The following is a 17,551-nucleotide window of genomic DNA, read 5'->3' as shown; positions in this document are numbered from 1 at the left end:
TGAATTTCACACTCGGTTGCGGATTCAATCGGAATGGACTGCAGCAAACTCCGGTACTGCCGGATACGAATCGAGCACCGGTCCGAGCGCGTCTTTCAGCGGACCGAGCCAATGTTCGAAATGGCGCCAGTGGTCGACGCCCTCCTTGTAGATCGGTTTGCGGACCTGTTCGGAACTGGCGGTCCGCACCGGGCGATCGTTCTCGAAGAAGCGCAGGCACTGCTCCTCGAATGCAAGCCCGCAATAGTCGAGCAGGCGCCGTACCTCGCCCTCGGTGTCGGTGACCATCTGCTCGTAGATGACGCGATGGATGCGGCCGGGAAGCACGGCGTCGAAGTGCGCCATCAGTTCCACGTAGTCGCGGTAGTAGCGGCCGATTTCCCCGAGGTCGTAGCTGAAGGCCTGCCCGCGCGCGAAATGCTGCTTGAAGCCGGAGAAGCAGCAGGCCAGCGGATGTCGGCGCGCATCGATGATCTTCGCGTTGGGCAGGATCAGCTGGATCAGTCCGACGTGCATGAAGTTGTTCGGCATCTTGTCGATGAACAACGGCGCGCCGGTCTTGCGCTGGATGCGCGTATTGGCGAGGTATTGCTCGCCGAGTGCGCGCAACTGGCCGGCATCGAGCGCCGCCAGTGCCTCGTGGTAGGGCATCGTGCCCGCGCCCTCCTCCTGCGTCGCGCGTGCGCGCAGGCTGCGGGTGATCGAGATGATCTCCGGCAGTTCCATCGTGCCTTCGACCTCGCTGTGGCTCGACAGGATCTGCTCCAGCAGGGTCGAGCCCGAGCGTGGCAGCCCGACGATGAAGATCGGGTCGCGCGCGCTGTCGCCGCCGCCCTCGCGCTGCGCGAAGAAGTCGCGGCTGTAGAGGTGCCTGATGTGGCGCACGCGCGCCGAGGTGGTCTCCGCGTCGTAGCGCAGCTGCGTCCGGCGGATCGCGTTGCCCGCGGCATAGTGGCGGAAGGACGCTTCGTACTCGGCCGCGTCTTCCCTGGCCTTGCCCAAGGCGAATTCCAGGTGCAGCCGATGCTCGTCCGCCAGTTCCGGTCGCGCCAGTTGCCGCTCCATCGCGGTCACGTCGTCGGCGGTGAAACGGAATGTCTTGAGGTTCGCGAGGCTCCACCACACTTCGCCCAGCGCGGGATCCATCGCCAGGCTTTGCCGGTACGCGGCGATGGCGCGATCGGTGTGCCCGGCCGTCTTGAGGGCATGGCCGAAGCTCATCCAGACTTTCGGGTTGCGCGGGTAGCGCTTCAGCAGGTCGTCGTAGAGGTCGATGGCCTGGGCGTAATCACCGATGCGGCACAGCACCACCGCCTTCAGGTTGTGGCAACCGGGATTGCCTGCATCGTCGCGCAGCAGGCGCTCGATCTCGACCAGCGCCTGCTCGGGCTTGTTGGCCCGATACAGGATCAGCGCGTAGTTCTGCCGCGCCGCGTGGAAGCCGGGCGCGAGCTCGAGGCAGCGCACCAGCAGTTTCTCGGCCTCGTCGTTGCGCCCCAGTCGCGCGGCGAGCTCGGCGAACATGCGGATCGCGGCGACGTCGGTCGGCGCCTTCTTCAGGTGCTCGCGCAGCAGCAGCTCGGCTTCGGGAATGCGGTTGTCGGCCAGCGCCGCGGCCGCCTCCAGCAGGGCCGGGTCGCGGGTCGAATAGCGGACGTGGTGGGTGTAGGCGGCGTCCGCGCCGGCGTTGTCGCCGGTGGCGGTGAGGTGGTCGCCGAGCGCGAGCCACGCGGCGGGCAGGTCGGGTTTCAGGGCGACGGCGCGGCGCAGCGCAGCGAGCGCTTCATCGCCGCGGCCCAGGCGCCCGAATGCAATGCCCAGTTCGAGCTGGGTGCGGGCCGAATTCGGCTGCGCCGCGGCCAGCGGTTGCAGGACCGAGAGCGCGCCCGCGGCATCGCCGCGCGCATTGTGCGCGGCACCCAGCAGCAGGGTCGCCATCGGGTGGTTGCCGACGACGCGCAGGATCTCGGTGGCCTGCGCGGCGGCGAGGGCGGGATCGGTTTCGAGCAGGCGGCTGGCGTGAGCGAGGGCGGTTTCAAGCGAGGCGGTCGCCTCGGTCACGGAAGTCATGCGTCTGTATTCCCGGTAGTCAGTGCTGCGGCGCGTGGTGCAAGCCGGAGGTTCCCGGCCCGACTATGCCGAATGTGGCGGCAGGTTCACAGGCCATGGTCGGCTCGACGGTCGCGGCGGTGCTCATGACGCCTCCAGTGCGAGGGCCACGCCCTGGCCGACACCGACGCACATCGCCACCAGTGCGTGTCGATGACCGTGCTGCAATTCCCGCATCGCGGTCAGGGCCAGGCGGGCACCACTGGCGCCGAGCGGATGCCCCAGCGCGATCGCGCCGCCGTTCGGATTCACCCGCGGCTCGTCGTCGGCGAGGCCGAGGCTGCGCGTCACCGCCAGCACCTGCGCGGCGAACGCCTCGTTGATTTCGATCGTGCCGAAGTCCGCCAGGCGCAGGCCGGTGCGCGCGAGCAGGCGCTGGATCGCCGGCACCGGTCCGATCCCCATCGTCCGCGGCGGCACGCCCGCCGCCGCCATGCCGAGCACGCGGGCCACCGGCACCAGGCCCCAGCGCGCGACCGCGTCGGCCGAGGCAAGCAACAGCGCGCAGGCGCCATCGTTGAGGCCCGAAGCATTGCCCGCGGTGATGGTGGTGCCGGCACCGAGCAGCGGTTCCAGCCCGGCCAGCTTGTCGGCCGAAGTGTCGGCGCGCGGTTGTTCGTCGGCGACGCAGGGGCCCACCGCCATCAACTCGCAGTCGAAGCGGCCCGCCGCGCGGGCCCGGGCCACGCGCTGCTGGGAAAGTAATGCGAACGCGTCCTGGTCGGCGCGCGCGATGGCATGGTCATGGGCCAGGTTTTCGGCGGTCCGGGCCATCGAGTCGACGCCGTGCGCGGCCGCCATCGCCGGATTGACGAAGCGCCAGCCCAGCGTAGTGTCCTCGAGGGTCTGCGCGCGATCGAACGGCGCCTCGGCCTTGCCGAGCACGTACGGTGCGCGCGACATGTTCTCGACGCCGCCGGCGACAACCAGGTCGGCGTCGCCCAGCGCGATCGCGCGCGCCGCCTGGCCAACCGCCTCCAGGCCCGAGGCGCACAGCCGGTTGACGGTGACGCCGGGGACCTGCACCGGCAGCCCGGCCAGCAACGCGGCCATGCGGGCGACGTTGCGGTTGTCCTCACCGGCCTGGTTGGCGCAGCCGAGGATGACTTCGTCCACCGCGGTCGGGTCGAGGCGCGGATGGTTGCCGAGCAGGTGCCGGATCGGCAGCGCCGCCAGGTCGTCGGTGCGGACGCCGGCCAGGCCGCCGCGATAACGGCCGAAGGGCGTGCGCACGCCATCGCAGAGATAGACCGGGCGTGCGCCCGTGCTCACGCCGACACCGCCGGCAGGCGGTTGGCGGGGATGCAGCCCTCGATGGCCGCCGCCGTCAGCAGCAGCTGCGGCAGGATGGATTCAATGGCCTGGCGCGCGGCATCGGGGTGGTAGGCCATGCTCACGTTGATCGCCGTGGCGATGCGGCCCTCGGCGTTGCGCAGGGGCACCGCGATCGAACACAGCCCGATCTCGAGCTCCTGTTCGACGTAGGCGTAACCCTGCCGGCGCACGTCGGCGACGATGCGGCGCAGCCGGTGAATGTCGGTTTCGGTATGCGGGGTCAGCCGGGATGGCCGGCACTGCGCCAGCCAGGTGTCCAGGTCGGCCTCGTCCAGACCGGACAACAGCACCCGGCCCATCGACGCACAGAACGCCGGCAGGCGCGCACCGATGCCCAGGTTCACGCTCATCACCCGCTGCCCGGGGACGCGCTGGACATAGACGATCGACTGCCCGTCCAGCACCGCCATGGAACAACTCTGCCGCACACGGTGCGCCAGGTCCTCCATCAGCGGCTGGGCGAGGTCGGTGAGGTTGAGCGAGCCGAGGTAGCCGAAGCCGAGTTCCAGCACGCGCGGGCCCAGCACGAACTCCTTGCCGGCCGGGCGCACGTAGCCCAGGTGGACCAGGGTCAGCACCAGCCGGCGCGCGGCGGCGCGGGACAGGCCGGTGCGGCTGGCGATGTCGGCCAGGCTGAGGCGGGCGTGGTCGCGGTCGAACGTCCCGAGCACGGATAGCCCACGAGCCAGCGACTGCACGTAGTCGCCGCTGTGCTCGAACTGGTCCGAGTCGTCTGTTTTCCGTGCCATACCGGGTAGCTCCCCTGCTCCCTGCGATGAACTCTCGAACGAGCCTGTCGAACGAGCCTGTCGACTGGACCTGCCGGCAGTGGCGGCCGATTGACGGCGAGATTAGAGCTTCCGTACAGTGGTGCGCAATACGCACATACGTGCGCACAGCGCACAAATCTGTGGCCCGGGGAGGGTGGACAGCGGATGGAGATCGCCGAGCGCGACTGCGTGCTGCACAGCTGGTCGGTCCAGTCCGACTGGGACGCGCCGACTGTCGTCGGTGGACGCGGTGCGCGCCTGCATCTGGCCGACGGCCGCGAGATCCTCGACCTCAGCAGCCTCGCCGAGTGCAGCAACCTGGGGCACCAGCATCCGCGCCTGGTCGAGGCGATCCGCGCGCAAGCCGAACGTCTGTGCTTCGTCACCAATGCGTGGGGAGCGGAGCCGCGCGCGCAACTGGCGCAGGCGTTGCTGGAGCGGTCGGGGTTCGCGGGCGGGCGGGTGTACTTCACCCTCGGCGGCGCCGATGCCAACGAGAACGCGGTGAAGATCGCGCGCCAGGCGTCGCGCCGGCCGCGCGGCGCGGTGATCGCGCGCGACCGCTCGTACCACGGTGCCAGCCATATGGCGATGGCGCTGTCCGGCGACAGCCGCACCCGCGACCAGGTGGATCCGGCGACGTTCAACATCCACCACGTGCCACCGCCGTACGCCTACCGTTGCCCCTTCGGGAGCACGGATGCGGACACGTGCGGCGAGCGCGCCGCGCAGGCGGTCGCCGACGGCATCGATGGCCTCGGGCCCGAGCACGTCGCCGCCGTGATCATGGAGCCCAACGCCGGCACCAACGGCATCGTCGCCCCGGACAACTATTGGCCCGCGCTGCGCCGGCATACCGCGCAGCGCGAAGTGTTGCTGATCGCCGACGAGGTGATGAGCGCGTTCGGCCGCTGCGGCGAATGGTTCGCCTGGCAGCGCCACGGCGAAGCCGGGCGCCCCGACCTGATGACCCTGGCCAAGGGACTCACCGGCGCCGCATTGCCGCTCGGCGCCGTGGTGCTGAGCGCGCAGGTGGCCGCGCGGATCGAACACGAAATGCTCTACACCGGCCTGACCTACTGCGGTCATCCGCTGGCGTGCGCGGCCGGACTCGCGGCACTGGCGGCCTATGCCGAGGACGACCTGATCGCGCGCTCGCGCCGGCTGGGCGTCGAGCTGCTGGCGCAGCTGCAACGCCTGCAGGCACGGCACGCGGTGATCGGCGACGTACGCGGCGGCCACGGCCTGTTTGCGGTGATCGAGCTGGTCGCCGACCGCGCGACCCGCGCGATGCCCGCGCCCTGGCCGCAGAGCCCGCCGGCGTTGCGCGCACTGGTCGACGCCGCGATGGCCGAGGGCGTGAGCCTGGCCATCCGCGGCAACCTGATCCTGCTGGCGCCGCCGCTGGTGATCGCCGAGGACGAGCTGGCCGATGCGCTCGCCGTGATCGATCGCCTGCTGTCGCGCTTCTTTCCGGCCTGATTTTTTCCCGCCTGCTTCTTCCCACCCATTCGACTGCCCGAGCCCACCGCCATGAGCTTTCGCCTGACCTACGCCACCATGTTCAATCCGCCCGAAGCGATGCACCAGCGCTTCGACGAGGCCATGGCCCGCGTCAGCGAAGGACTGGGCCAGTGCCACGAGCTCTTCATCGATGGCGAGGATTGCGAAGCCGCGGACTACGCGCGCCGCAGCAGCCCGATCGACAGCGAGCTGGTGCTCGGCGACTTCGCCCTGGCCACCGCCGAGGATGTCGACACTGCAATGGCCGCCGCCCATGCCGCGTTTCCGGCATGGCGGGCGTTGCCGGTGGCCGAACGCGCGCGCCTTGTGCGCAAGGTCGGCGACCTGATGGAGGAGCGCGTCTACGACATCGCCGCGGCGCTGACCCTGGAGGTCGGCAAGAACCGCATGGAGGCGCTGGGCGAAGCACAGGAAACGGTGGACTTCTTCCACCACTACGCCGACGACTACGAGCAGCACGCGGGTTACGAGCATGCGTTGCCGAACGATCCGCTCGAGGGGATGGTCTCGCGCAATCGCAGCGTGATGCGTCCGCATGGCGTCTGGGTGGTGATCGCGCCGTTCAATTTCCCGCTGGCACTGGCCGGCGGTCCGGTTGCGGCGGCGCTGGTGACCGGCAACACGGTGGTCTGCAAGGCCGCCAGCGACACGCCGTGGTCGGGCCGCCTGCTCGCCGACTGCATCCGCGACGCCGGTCTGCCCGCCGGTGTCTTCAACTACGTCTCCGGTTCCGGTCGCGATGTCGGCGATGCGCTGGTGCGCCATCCACTCACCGCCGGCATCACCTTCACCGGTTCGGTCGGCGTGGGCATGCAACTGCTGCAGCAGATGGCCACCGGGCCGTGGCCGCGCCCGTGCATCGCCGAGATGGGCGGCAAGAATCCGTGCATCGTCACCGAGCACGCCGATCTGGAGCGCGCCGCCGCCGGCATCGTGCGTTCGGCCTTCGGCATGGGCGGGCAGAAGTGCTCGGCCCTGTCCAGGCTATATGTGCACGAAAGCGTCGCCAACCAATTGATCGAGCGCGTGCAGGAAAAGATCGCGGCCATCCGCATCGGCGACGCCCGCGAACGCGAGAACTGGCTGGGACCGGTGGTCAATACCGGCGCCTACGACCACTACGCCCAGTACATCGCGCTGCTCAAGGCAGGCGGCGCGAAGCTTGTGAGCGGCGGCAGCCAGCTGCGCGAAGGCGACCTGGCCCGCGGCTACTACGTCGAGCCGGTGCTGGCCGAAGCGCCGCTCTCGCATCCGTTGTGGAAGCAGGAAATGTTCCTGCCGATCGTGATGCTGCACCGTTACCGCGACCGCACCGAGGCGATGCGCCTGGCCAACGACACCGACATGGGCCTGACCGCCGGCTTCTACGGCAGCGCCGACGAAGTGACGTGGTTCCAGGAGCACATCGAAGCCGGCGTCACTTACGCCAACCGCCCGCAGGGCGCGACCACCGGCGCGTGGCCCGGTTACCAGCCGTTCGGTGGCTGGAAGGGTTCGGGCTCGACCGGCAAGGCGATCGCCTCGTTCTACTACCTGCAGCAGTACCTGCGCGAACAGTCGCGCACCGTGGTGGAGTAGGAGCCAACGATGCAGGCGATGACCGTGCGCGAGCTGATCGGTGAGTTTGTGGCCGACGGCGCCAGCGTGGCGCTGGAGGGCTTCACTCATCTGATTCCCTTCGCGGCCGGCAACGAAATCATCCGCCAGCACCGGCGCGACCTGCATCTGATCCGGATGACACCCGACCTGGTGTACGACCAGATGATCGGCATGGGCTGCGCGCGCCGGCTAACGTTCTCGTGGGGCGGCAATCCCGGCGTGGGCTCGCTGCACCGGCTGCGCGATGCGGTGGAGCAGCGCTGGCCGCGACCGCTGGAGCTGGACGAGCACAGCCATGCCGGCATGGCGGCGGCCTACTGCGCCGGCGCGGCGCATCTGCCGTTCGGCCTGCTGCGCGGCTACCTCGACAACGATCTGGACAAGGTGAATCCGCGCATCCGCCGCGTCGATTGTCCGTTCACCGGCGAAACCCTCGCGGCCGTGCCGGCGATCAATCCCGACGTGACCATCCTGCACGCGCAACGCGCCGATCGCGCCGGCAATGTGGCACTGCACGGCATCGTCGGCGCGCAGCGCGAGGCGGCGATGGCGGCGAAGACGCTGGTCGTGACGGTCGAGGAGATCGTCGATGCGCTGCCGCCGGCGATGAACGGCGTGGTCCTGCCGCACTGGGTGGTCGCGGCGATCGCGCATTGCCCGGGCGGGGCGTACCCGTCCTACGCGCATGGCCACTACACGCGCGACAACGCCTTCTACCAGCGCTGGGACGCGATCGCGCGCCAGCGCGAGGGGTTCCTCGCCTGGATGCAGGAACACGTCCTGGACACCGCCGACCATGCCGGCTTCCTCGCCAGCCTCGACAGGAAAGCCGCATGACGCCGGCGACGCGCGATGAATGGATGACGGTTGCCGCGGCGCGCATGTTGCGCGATCGCTGCGTGTGCTTCGTCGGCATCGGCCTGCCGAGCGCGGCCTGCAATCTCGCGCGGCTCACCCATGCACCGGACATCGTGCTGATCTACGAATCCGGCACGATCGGCACGCGGCCCGACGTGCTGCCACTGTCGATCGGCGACGGCGAACTCGCGGAGACCGCGGCGTTCGTGGTGCCCTTGCCGGAGGTGTTCGCGCATTACCTGCAGGGCGGGCGCGTCGATGTCGGCTTCCTCGGCGCCGCGCAGATCGACCGCTTCGGCAACTTGAACAGCACCGTGATCGGGCCCTACGGCGCGCCTGCCACGCGCCTGCCCGGAGCGGGCGGCGCGCCGGAGATCGCCGCGCATGCACGCGAAACCTTCGTGATGGCGAAGGCGAGCAAGCGCAGTTTCGTCGAGCGCCTCGATTTCCGCACCACGGCCGGCTTCGGCGAAGGCGCGGGCGCGCGCACCCGCGGCACCGCGCGTGGCGGCGGTCCGCGCGCGGTGATCACCGACTTCGGCATCCTCACGCCGCATCCGCGCACCGACGAACTCCAACTGAGCGCGTTGTTCGCCGATGTCACGGTCGACGACGCGCGCGCCGCGATCGGCTGGCCGCTGGTGGTGGCCGACGTGGTGACGCATGTCGAACCGCCGACCGCGCATGAACTCGACACCCTGCGCGCTCTCCACGCGCGCACCCGGCAGGCGCACGCGCAACCCGTGGTCCTGCCCTCCTTTGAACGATGACCAGGACGCCACCCATGTCCGAACCGCATATCCGCACCGAGCTTCCCGGCCCGAACGCGCGCGCGCTGATCGCACGCGATGCCGAAGTCATCTCGCCGTCGTACCCGCGCGACTATCCGTTCGTGATGTCGCACGGCCGCGGCACGGAAGTGTGGGACGTCGACGGCAACCGTTTCCTCGACTTCGCCGCCGGCATCGCGGTGTGCAGCACCGGTCACGCGCACCCGCAGGTGGTCGCGGCGGTGCAGGGCGCCGCGGAGAAGTTCCTGCACATTTCCAGCGACTACTGGCACGAGCAGATGACCGGCCTGGGCGAACGCCTGGCGCGCATCGCGCCTATGGGCGAGCCGGCGATGAGCTTCCTGTGCCAGTCGGGCACCGAGGCGGTGGAAGCGGCGATCAAACTCGCGCGCTACGTCACCGGGCGCTCGCGCTTCATCGGCTTCCTCGGCGGCTTCCACGGGCGCACGATGGGCTCGCTGGCTTTCACGTCCAGCAAGTACACGCAGCAGAAGGGCTTCTTCGCGACGATGCCCGGCGTGGTGCACGTGCCATATCCGGATCCGTATCGCCCGCTGTTCGCCGGCGACAACCAGGGCGTGGCGGTGCTCGACTACATCCGCATGCTGTTCGAGCGCAGCGTGCCCGCGTCGGAAGTCGCGGCCATCCTGGTCGAACCGATCCAGGGCGAGGGCGGGTATGTGGTCCCGCCCGACGGTTTCCTTGCCGGCCTGCGCGCGCTGTGCGACGAGCACGGCATCCTGCTGATCTTCGACGAAGTGCAGTCGGGGATCGGCCGCACGGGGCGCATGTTCGCGAGCCAGCACTGGGGCGTGGCGCCGGACATCATGACGCTCGCCAAGGGCATGGGCTCGGGCCTGCCGATCGGTGCGATGGTCGCGAAGAAGCGATTGATGTCGCAGTGGAAGCGCGGTGCGCACGGCAACACTTACGGCGGCAATCCGATCACCTGCGCGGCGGCCAACGCGACCATCGACCTGGTCGAAGCCGGGATGCTCGGCAACGCCGCGACCGTCGGCGCGCACTTCGTGAACCGGCTGGTCGATCTCGCCAACAACTACCCGTGCATCGGCGAGGTTCGTGGCAAGGGCCTGATGATCGGCATGGAGCTGGTCGAAGCCGATGGCGAACGCACTCCGGCGCGCGCCCTGTGCGACGCGGTGGTCACCCGCGCCTTCCACAACGGCCTGCTGTTGCTGTCCTGCGGCGCGAGCACGGTGCGCTTCATGCCCCCGCTCAACGTGTCGCGCGATGAAGTCGACGAGGCGATCGCCCTGTTGCGCATCAGCCTCGACGAAGCGCTCGCCGGACGCGGGTCCTGATGCGCAGTCGCCGGAGGCGCGATCGCCACGCGGTCCTCGCCGCCACCCTGCTGCTGGCGCTGACCGGCGCGACAGGCGTGATCGGCGTGGCCGCCGCCGGCCGCGAGCCGGTGCTGAAGCAGGTCGACCTGCCGCACAGCTACTACTGGCGCGAGTTATACCTGCCGCAGCTGACCACCGGGCCGTCGTCGCTCAGCTTCATGCCCGACGGCGAGACGCTGGTCTACAGCATGGGCGGTTCGCTGTGGCGGCAACGCATCGGCAGCGACGAGGCGATCGAACTGACCCACTCGAAGGGTGCGTACGACTACCAGCCCGATGTCGCCCGCGATGGCCGCAGCGTGGTGTTCACGCGTTACGACGGCACCGGCATGGAACTGTGGCAGCTCGACCTCGGCAACGGCCGCACGCGCGCGCTGACGCATGGTGGCGCCGTCAACGTCGAGCCGCGGCTGTCGCCGGATGGCAAGCGCATCGCCTGGGTGTCGACGCAGGGCACCGGCCATTTCAACCTGTTCGTCGCGGAGCTCGGCGCCGACGGCCTGCGCAATGCGCGGCCGTTGCTGGGCGAACGCAAAAGCACGATCGACCGTTACTACTACTCGCCTCTCGATCACGCCATCAATCCGTCGTGGTCGCCCGATAGCCAGGCGCTGCTGTACGTCGGCAACCCCGAAGTCGCGTGGGGCAGTGGTGACCTGTGGACGGTGCGCGTGGACGATCCCGCGCAGCGCCGCAAGGTCCTCGCCGAGGAAACCAGCTGGAGCGCACGGCCGGAACTCGCGCCGGACGGCAAGCGCGTGCTGTTCTCCAGCTACCACGGACGCCAGACCCAGCAGCTGTGGCTGACCACGCTGCAAGGCGCCGCGCCGTTGCCGCTGACCTTCGGCGACAGCGAGCGCCGCAACGCCCGCTGGTCGCCCGACGGCAAGCGCATCGCGTACATCGGCAATGCCGGCGCCGACGGCAACACGTCCCTGGTGGTGATGGAGACCGTCGGCGGCGCGAGCCAGCCGGTGCAGGCAAAGACCCGCCGCACCCTGCAGCCGACGACGCAACTCACGCTCGATGTCTTCAACGAGTCCGGCCAACGCGTTCCGGCCCGCGTTTCGGTGCTGGCCAGCGACGCCCGCGCATACGCGTCCGCCGATGCGTGGATGCACGCCGACGACGGCTTCGACCGGGCCGGGCAGGCGACGGAGACGCATTACTTCCACTGCGACTCGCCCTGCACGCTGGACGTGCCCGCAGGCGCTACCGATGTCACCGTCCAGCACGGCTTCGCCCGCGCGCTTTGGCGCAAGCGCCTGAAACTGGCCGAGCACAACAGCACGCCGGTGCGGGTAATGCTCGAAGCGCAGCCGCTGCCGCGCGAATTCGGCGACTGGATCAGCGCCGACCTGCATGTGCACATGAACTACGGCGGGCACTACCGCAATGCCCCCGCGCAGCTCGCGCGCCAGGCGCAGGCAGAGGACCTCGACGTCGTCGAGAACCTGATCGTCAACAAGGAAGAGCGCATTCCCGACATCGCCTACTTCGGCACGCGCACCAGCGACGATCCCGACCGGCCGCGCATCGCCCACGCGCAGGAGTACCACACCAGCTTCTGGGGCCACCTCGGCCTGCTCCACCTGCGCGACCACTACCTGACCCCGGACTTCTCGGCGTATCGCCACACCGCGATGGCCAGCCCGTATCCGCACAACGGCGTGATCGCCGACCTCGCGCATGCGCAGCAGGGCGTGGTCGGCTACGTGCATCCGTTCGACACCGTGCCCGACCCCGCCAGGGATCCGGTGCTCAGCCACCAACTGCCCGCCGATGTCGCGCAGGGCAAGGTCGACTACATCGAAGTCGTCGGTTTCGCCGACCACCAGGCCACGGCCACGGTCTGGTATCGCCTGCTCAACCTCGGCTTCCATCTGCCCGCCGGCGCTGGCACCGATGCGATGGCGAACTACGCCTCGCTGCGCGGTCCGGTCGGCATGAACCGGGTGTTCCTCGACACCGGCGGGCGTCTCGATGAGGCGGTCATGCTCGACGCGCTCAAGGCCGGCCGTGGCTTCGTCAGCAACGGGCCGCTGCTCGGCCTGCTGCTCGACGGTCAGAAGCCCGGTGCCACACTCCGGGTGGATGCCACGGGCAAGCTGCACTACCGCGTCGCGCTGCGATCGCCGGTGGCGGTCGATCACCTGGAGCTGGTGCACAACGGCCAGGTGGTGAAGCGCTTCGATCTGACGGGCGAACCGACGAACAATCGCCACCGCCTCGATGCCGAAGGCGACCTCGTGGTGACGCAGGGCGGCTGGATGCTGCTGCGCGCCTGGAACGACGGCGCGGATCCGCAGACCCTCGACCTGTATCCGTACGCAACCACCAACCCGGTCTGGCTCGACAGCTCCGACGGCGCGCCCGACGCACGCGGTGACGCCGCCTACTTCGTCGCCTGGCTGGATCGCGTGATCGAAGCCGCGGACGCGCGCGACGACTACAACGACGCCGCCGAGAAGCGCGCGACGCTCGACTACCTGCAAGGTGCCCGCGCGATCTACCAGCGGCGGGCCGAGGGGAAATGACCTTGCGATTGCGACTCATGGCTGCAGCCGGCAGCGTCTGCGCATTGTTGGCGACCGCGTCCGCAGCGGCCGCGCCGCCAGTGCCCCCCGCGCCTTTTGGCATCGATGACCTGGCGCGGCTGGCCGATGTCGCTGCGCCGGACCTGTCCGCCGATGGCACGGCGCTGGTGTACAGCGTCAGCACCGTCAATGCGAAGGAAGACCTCGCCCAGACCGATCTGTGGCGCGTGGGTTACGACGGCACGGGGCGCGTGCAACTGACGCGCACGCCCAAGCACAGTGAGTCGCGGCCGCTATGGTCGCCGGATGGCAGGACGATCGCCTTCCTGTCGGACGCACCGCCACCCGCCAAGGCCAAGCCCGGCAAGAGCGGCGGCGGCGAAGAAGAAGACGAAATCAGCCAGGTCTGGCTGATGCCCGCCGCGGGCGGCACCGCGCGGCCGATCACCCGCTTCCCCAGTGGCGTCGACGACTACGTGTGGTCACCCGACGGCAAGCGCATCGCGGTGATCGTGCGCGATCCGGAACGTCCGGCCGGCGTGGCGAAACCCAAGAACCCGCCTCCCATCGTCACCGAGCGCTACCAGTTCAAGGAGGACGGCACCGGTTACCTCGGGGATCGGCGTACCCATCTCTACGTGGTCGACATCGCCAGCGGCAAGGCCGAGCAGATCACCACCGGCCCGCACGACGAAATCCTGCCGGCGTGGTCGCCGGACGGGAAGCTGATCGCCTACGTCACCAAGCGCGGCGTCGATCCGGACCGCCACCTCAATTACGACATCTACGTGGTGGAGCCGAAGGCCGGCGCGAGCGAGCGGCAGCTCACCAAGTTCCCCGGATCCGATCTCGATCCGTACTGGGAAACCCGGCTCGCGTGGAGCCCCGACAGTACCCGCATCGCCTACCTGCGCAGTGGCGAAGACAAGTGGATCTACTACGCGCCGTGGCAACTGGCCGTAGTCGATGTCGCCAGCGGCCATGAATCCGTGCCGGCGCCGATCGACCGCTGCTTCACCAAGCCGCACTGGTCGGCCGATGGCCGCAGCGTCTTCGTGCTGGTCGAACAAAGCGGCGTGACACACCTGTCACGCGTCGAACTCGACAACGGCCAGGTCACCGAACTCACCCATGGCGACCGCTTCGATTACGACCTCGCGGTGTCGCGCAACGACCGCGTGGTCGTGCTCGGCGATGGCGACCTGCATCCCTACCGGATCTCCGCGGTCGAAGCCGATGGGCTGCGCGTGCTCGCCGACCACAACGAATTCCTCGCCGCGCGCGCGCTGGCCGCGGTCGAGACGATCCGCTTCCGCAATCGCGACGGCGACGAGATCGAAGGCCTGCTGGTCAAGCCGCACGGTTACACGCCGGGCCGGCGCTATCCGACCATCGTGCGCCTGCACGGCGGGCCGGTGTACCAGTTCAGCCACGAATTCATGCCCGACTGGCAGGTGTATGCGGCGCAAGGATTCGCCGTGCTCGCGATCAATCCGCGCGGCAGTTCCGGGCGCGGCTTCGATTTCGCCAAGGCGATCTACGCCGACTGGGGCAGTGCCGACGTGCGCGACGTGCTGGATGGCGTCGAGCATGCCGTCGCGCTGGGCATCGCCGATCCGCAGCGGCTCGGCGTGGGCGGCTGGAGTTACGGCGCGATCCTGACCAACGCGGTGATCGCGAGCGACACGCGCTTCAAGGCGGCGATCAGCGGTGCCGGCGCATCCAACATGTACGGCATGTACGGCCACGACCAGTACATCCGCGAATACGAGCTCGAACTCGGCACGCCCTGGGCGAACCGCGAGGTGTACGACCGCGCCAGCTTCCCGTTCCTGCATGCCGATCGCATCACCACGCCGACGATGTTCCAGTGCGCCGGGGAGGACGTGAACGTCCCCTGCCTGGGCGCCGAGCAGATGTACCAGGCGCTGCGCTCGCGCAACGTGCCCACGCGCCTGGTGGTCTATCCCGGCGAGAGCCATGGCCTGACCGTGCCGAGCTACCTGCGCGATCGCATGGCGCGCAACCTCGCCTGGTACCAGCGTTTCCTGCAGGAGGCACCGTGATGAAGATGCCCGTTGCCATTGCCGCGCGCGGGCTGCTGCTCGCGGCCGCATGCGCCGCCGGTGCCGTGCAGGCCGGCGAGCCGCGTGCGCGCGACCTCGGCGTGCCGTTCGAGGGCACGCCCGGCGCACTCAACGCGATCACCGATGTCGCCGGCATCACGGTCGGCCAGGTCACGCTGATCGAAGACCGCAGCGACGGCCACAAGGTGCGCACCGGCGTCACCGCGATCCTGCCTCGCGGCCAGGCCAGCTTCGACACCCCGGTGTTCGGCGGCTGGTTCGCGCTCAACGGCAACGGCGAGATGACCGGCACCGCGTGGCTGGAGGAGTCCGGCCAGCTCGAAGGCCCGGTGATGCTCACCAACACGCACAGCGTCGGCGTGGTCCGCGACGCGGTGATCGCCACGCGCATCAAGGCCGGTGGCGCCGATGCCAGCGGCTACTGGTGGTCGCTGCCGGTCGTCGCGGAGACCTGGGACGGGCATCTCAACGACATCAACGGTTTCCACGTGAAGCCCGAACACGCCGCGCAGGCGCTCCGCGACGCCAGCGGCGGGCCGGTGGCCGAGGGCAACGTCGGCGGCGGCACCGGCATGATCTGCCACGAATTCAAATGCGGCATCGGCACGGCGTCGCGTCGTGTTACCGGCGATGGTCACGACTACACCGTCGGCGCGCTGGTGCAGGCCAACTACGGCGTGCGCGATCCATTGCGCATCGCCGGCGTGCCGGTGGGGCAACACCTGCGCAACGACCGCGTCTATACCGACCCGGCGCTCGCCAGCGCGGGTGGCGCCGTGCCCAATGCGGACACCGGTTCGATCATCGTGGTGATCGCCACCGATGCGCCGCTGTTGCCGCACCAGCTCAAGCGCATCGCCAAGCGCGCCGGCATGGGCCTGGCGAGGATGGGCAGCTACGCCGGCAACGGTTCGGGTGACCTGTTCGTGGCGTTCTCCACCGCGAATACCGAAGCCGCCGCCGGCGCGCCGCTCAACCAGGCGCAGTTCGTCGGCAACGACCACCTCGACGCGCTGTTCGAGGCGACCGTGCAGGCCACCGAGGAAGCCATCGTCAACGCCATGGTCGCCGCGCGCGACATGACCGGAGAAGGCGGGCACTACGCCAAGGCCTTGCCGCACGACGAGCTGATACGCCTGCTCAAGCGTTACGGTCGCTACCAGCCGCGGCGATGAGCCGCATACGCAACATCATCCATACGGAACCACGACACGACATGATCCGGATTCCCGCGCTGCTCGCTTCCGCACTGGCCATGGCACTGGCCGCCGGATCCTCGATGGCTTCGGCCGCCACGAAGCCGGACGTCGTCGTCATCCGTGCCGGCAAGCTGGTCGACGTCGACCACGGCAAGGTGCTCGCCGACCAGGCGATCCGCATCGAAGGCGAGCGCATCACCCGCGTCGAGCCGTACGCCAACGCCAGCGTCGGCGATGCGAAGGTGCTCGACTGGTCGCGCTACACCGTGCTGCCCGGGCTGATGGACCTGCACACGCACATCGCCGACGAGGGCCAGGAAGCCGATCCGGGTGCGCCACTGAAAAGCACGCCGGTGCGCGACGCGTTCATCGGCGCGAAGAACGCGCGCGATACCTTGCGTGCCGGCTTCACCACGGTGCGCGACGTCGGCGTCTACCGGGGGCTTGCCGACGTAGCCCTGCGCGATGCGATCAATGCCGGGTCCATCCCGGGGCCGCGCATGTTCGTGGCGGGTGCGTACATCACCATCACCGGCGGCGGGGGCGAGATCACCGGCCTGCCCAAGGGCACGGTGGTGCCGAACGAGTTCCGCCTGGGTGTCGCCGATTCGGAGCAGGAAGTGCGGCAGAAGGTCAACTATCTGTTCGACCACGGCGCCGACTTCATCAAGGTGATCGCCACAGGCGCCGTGCTGACCGACGGCACGGAGCCGGGCGAATCCGAATACACCGAAGCGCAGATCCGCGCCGCGGTGGAGGAAGCGGCCAAGCGCGGCAGTTTCGTCGCCGCCCACGCGCACGGCGCCGAAGGCATCAAGCGCGCGGTGCGCGCGGGCGTGCGCTCGATCGAGCACGGGTCCTATCTCGACGACGAAGGCATCAAGCTGATGAAGCAGCACGGCACCTGGCTGGTGGCCGACATCTACAACGGCGACTACATCGACACCGTCGGCCGGCAGGAAGGCTGGTCGGCGGAAAAGCTGCGCAAGAACCTGGAGACCACCGACGTCCAGCGCCAGGGTTTCCGCAAGGCGGTCAAGGCGGGGGTCAACATCGGATTTGGCACCGACAGCGGCGTGTACCCGCACGGCGACAATGCGCGCCAGTTCGCCTACATGGTGCGCTACGGCCTGACGCCGATGCAGGCGATCCAGGCGGCGACGATCAACGCCGCGCGCTCGCTGGGCCACGAAGCTGAACTCGGGAGCGTCGCCGCCGGCAAGGCCGCCGACCTGATCGCGGTGGAGGGCGATCCGCTGGCCGACATCGAGGTGCTGCGCCGAGTACAGGCGGTCATCAAGAGCGGAACGCTGGTATGCGCCGCCGGCCCGGTGAACTGCCATGATGGCGGCCTCTGACCGTGGCGCGCGCCATTCAC

Annotated in this window: 12 protein-coding genes; 9 read left to right on the top strand and 3 right to left on the bottom strand. The window is 69.2% G+C overall.

The window, feature by feature from the left end; genetic code table 11:
- Positions 1–24: 24 nt before the first annotated feature.
- The 3 genes from ACXJJ9_RS09750 to ACXJJ9_RS09740 form a co-directional block, all read right to left on the bottom strand.
- On the bottom strand, positions 25–2,070 hold the full coding sequence (locus ACXJJ9_RS09750) for a sulfotransferase (protein WP_457096996.1): 2,046 nt from the start codon (positions 2,068–2,070) through the stop codon (positions 25–27).
- 123 nt (positions 2,071–2,193) lie between these two features.
- Positions 2,194–3,381 (bottom strand): 3-oxoadipyl-CoA thiolase, encoded by a 1,188-nt coding sequence (gene pcaF / locus ACXJJ9_RS09745; protein ID WP_457096995.1) that lies wholly within the window; start codon positions 3,379–3,381, stop codon positions 2,194–2,196.
- A complete protein-coding gene (locus ACXJJ9_RS09740; RefSeq protein ID WP_457096994.1) occupies positions 3,378–4,193 on the bottom strand; it encodes an IclR family transcriptional regulator domain-containing protein in 816 nt (271 codons plus the stop codon). The genes pcaF and ACXJJ9_RS09740 overlap by 4 nt, the downstream gene beginning before the upstream one ends.
- A gap of 186 nt (positions 4,194–4,379) precedes the next feature.
- Here ACXJJ9_RS09740 and ACXJJ9_RS09735 point away from each other — a divergent pair, with 186 nt between their 5' ends.
- Genes ACXJJ9_RS09735 through ACXJJ9_RS09695 form a run of 9 tightly spaced genes read left to right on the top strand, consistent with a single transcriptional unit; the run spans position 4,380 to position 17,531 of the window.
- Positions 4,380–5,696 (top strand): aminotransferase family protein, encoded by a 1,317-nt coding sequence (locus ACXJJ9_RS09735; RefSeq protein ID WP_457096993.1) that lies wholly within the window; start codon positions 4,380–4,382, stop codon positions 5,694–5,696.
- Between the two features lie 51 nt (positions 5,697–5,747).
- A complete protein-coding gene (locus tag ACXJJ9_RS09730) occupies positions 5,748–7,316 on the top strand; it encodes an aldehyde dehydrogenase family protein (protein ID WP_457096992.1) in 1,569 nt (522 codons plus the stop codon).
- A 9-nt stretch (positions 7,317–7,325) separates the two neighbouring features.
- Positions 7,326–8,174 (top strand): CoA transferase subunit A, encoded by an 849-nt coding sequence (locus tag ACXJJ9_RS09725; RefSeq protein WP_457096991.1) that lies wholly within the window; start codon positions 7,326–7,328, stop codon positions 8,172–8,174.
- Positions 8,171–8,965, top strand: a complete 795-nt coding sequence (locus tag ACXJJ9_RS09720; RefSeq protein ID WP_457096990.1) for a CoA-transferase subunit beta — start codon at positions 8,171–8,173, stop codon at positions 8,963–8,965. The genes ACXJJ9_RS09725 and ACXJJ9_RS09720 overlap by 4 nt, the downstream gene beginning before the upstream one ends.
- A gap of 14 nt (positions 8,966–8,979) precedes the next feature.
- Positions 8,980–10,308: an acetyl ornithine aminotransferase family protein gene (locus tag ACXJJ9_RS09715; protein WP_457096989.1), complete on the top strand. Its 1,329-nt coding sequence runs from the start codon at positions 8,980–8,982 to the stop codon at positions 10,306–10,308.
- Positions 10,308–12,887 carry a CehA/McbA family metallohydrolase gene (locus ACXJJ9_RS09710; RefSeq protein WP_457096988.1) on the top strand — a complete coding sequence of 860 codons (2,580 nt, stop codon included), beginning with the start codon at positions 10,308–10,310 and terminating at the stop codon, positions 12,885–12,887. Before ACXJJ9_RS09715 ends, ACXJJ9_RS09710 begins: the two co-directional genes overlap by 1 nt.
- A gap of 17 nt (positions 12,888–12,904) precedes the next feature.
- A complete protein-coding gene (locus ACXJJ9_RS09705; RefSeq protein WP_457096987.1) occupies positions 12,905–14,953 on the top strand; it encodes a S9 family peptidase in 2,049 nt (682 codons plus the stop codon).
- On the top strand, positions 14,953–16,149 hold the full coding sequence (locus tag ACXJJ9_RS09700) for a DmpA family aminopeptidase (protein WP_457096986.1): 1,197 nt from the start codon (positions 14,953–14,955) through the stop codon (positions 16,147–16,149). Before ACXJJ9_RS09705 ends, ACXJJ9_RS09700 begins: the two co-directional genes overlap by 1 nt.
- Positions 16,146–17,531 carry a Xaa-Pro dipeptidase gene (locus tag ACXJJ9_RS09695; RefSeq protein ID WP_457096985.1) on the top strand — a complete coding sequence of 462 codons (1,386 nt, stop codon included), beginning with the start codon at positions 16,146–16,148 and terminating at the stop codon, positions 17,529–17,531. Before ACXJJ9_RS09700 ends, ACXJJ9_RS09695 begins: the two co-directional genes overlap by 4 nt.
- The last annotated feature ends 20 nt before the right edge of the window (positions 17,532–17,551 follow it).

Source organism: Lysobacter sp. P5_B9 (assembly GCF_054049835.1).
This window is presented reverse-complemented; position numbering and strand designations above follow the sequence as displayed.

Excerpts from the sequence above, each read along its gene's own strand:
- ACXJJ9_RS09750 (WP_457096996.1), bottom strand. The coding sequence starts at position 2,070 with ATGACTTCCGTGACCGAGGCGACCGCCTCGCTTGAAACCGCCCTCGCT.
- ACXJJ9_RS09740 (WP_457096994.1), bottom strand. The coding sequence starts at position 4,193 with ATGGCACGGAAAACAGACGACTCGGACCAGTTCGAGCACAGCGGCGAC.
- ACXJJ9_RS09735 (WP_457096993.1), top strand. The coding sequence starts at position 4,380 with ATGGAGATCGCCGAGCGCGACTGCGTGCTGCACAGCTGGTCGGTCCAG.
- ACXJJ9_RS09730 (WP_457096992.1), top strand. The coding sequence starts at position 5,748 with ATGAGCTTTCGCCTGACCTACGCCACCATGTTCAATCCGCCCGAAGCG.
- ACXJJ9_RS09725 (WP_457096991.1), top strand. The coding sequence starts at position 7,326 with ATGCAGGCGATGACCGTGCGCGAGCTGATCGGTGAGTTTGTGGCCGAC.
- ACXJJ9_RS09720 (WP_457096990.1), top strand. The coding sequence starts at position 8,171 with ATGACGCCGGCGACGCGCGATGAATGGATGACGGTTGCCGCGGCGCGC.
- ACXJJ9_RS09715 (WP_457096989.1), top strand. The coding sequence starts at position 8,980 with ATGTCCGAACCGCATATCCGCACCGAGCTTCCCGGCCCGAACGCGCGC.
- ACXJJ9_RS09710 (WP_457096988.1), top strand. The coding sequence starts at position 10,308 with ATGCGCAGTCGCCGGAGGCGCGATCGCCACGCGGTCCTCGCCGCCACC.
- ACXJJ9_RS09705 (WP_457096987.1), top strand. The coding sequence starts at position 12,905 with ATGGCTGCAGCCGGCAGCGTCTGCGCATTGTTGGCGACCGCGTCCGCA.
- ACXJJ9_RS09700 (WP_457096986.1), top strand. The coding sequence starts at position 14,953 with ATGAAGATGCCCGTTGCCATTGCCGCGCGCGGGCTGCTGCTCGCGGCC.
- ACXJJ9_RS09695 (WP_457096985.1), top strand. The coding sequence starts at position 16,146 with ATGAGCCGCATACGCAACATCATCCATACGGAACCACGACACGACATG.